The sequence below is a fragment of the Pseudonocardia sp. N23 genome, assembly GCF_002583555.1.
Lineage (GTDB): Bacteria > Actinomycetota > Actinomycetes > Mycobacteriales > Pseudonocardiaceae > Pseudonocardia.
In genome coordinates this window covers 38,126-38,976 of record NZ_BEGX01000121.1, presented here as the reverse complement: position 1 = coordinate 38,976, position 851 = coordinate 38,126, and the positions used below count along the sequence as shown (strand labels likewise).

Annotated in this window: 1 pseudogene; it reads left to right on the top strand. The window is 74.1% G+C overall.

Annotated features, from left to right (window positions below):
* Positions 1-851: pseudogene (locus TOK_RS33600) on the top strand (transglycosylase); the annotation flags it as partial.

Below are 851 nucleotides of genomic sequence, written 5' to 3'. Positions count from 1 at the left end.
ACCGGCCCTGACCACCACCCCCGCGCTCGTCGCCGACCAGACCGACACCAGGACCTGCACCGTCCACACCACCACCAACACCACCACCGCCAAGGACTCCGGCACGACCGGTGGTCCGGGCGGCGGCGCCGGGCAGCTCACGCCCGAGCAGGCAGAGAAGCTCCTCGGGCAGGTCCGAGAGCTGGTGACCTCACTGACTCTCGCCGGCTCGGACGCCCGCGCCGCGGCGCTGAGCTCAGGCATCCGCGCGTTGGGGATCACGCCCTCGGTCGCGTCTGGCTGGCGCCAGCGCGTACACGACCTCGCCGATTCGACGCTGGCCGCCATGAGCAGTGACCCAGCCGCCGGGACGCTCGCGGTCGCGCTGGTCAAGGCCGGCTACTCCCCCACCCCCGCCGACCTCCGGACCAGCATCGAGAAAGCCGCCGACACCAGCACGGCCACAGGTGCAGGCACGGGCGGGGGGCCCGGGCCGGTGATCGTGCCCAGCGCCGCGGCCGGGTCCGTGCTGCTCGCCGGTGGCGCTCTCGCCGCCGCGGTCCGCGCACTGCCCGCCGACGGCCTCCAGGTCTGCGGACTCGACTCCAACCCCGGCGACAGCGCCGCAGGCGTCGCCGACCCGGGCAACGACGCTGGAGCAGGCACCGACGCTGGTCCGGGCACCGGTGCCGGTGCGGGCGGGTGGTCGGCCGAGGCGGACGCCCTCCTCGCTGAGCTGACCGGCAACTCCGATCCCGCAGCGCGCCAGCTCGCCCAGATCATCGTGCAGGCCCGCGACAAGAGGACAGGGACCGGCAGCACCGTCAACGACCAGGTCACCGAACGCGGCAACAACACCTCCACCACAGGGG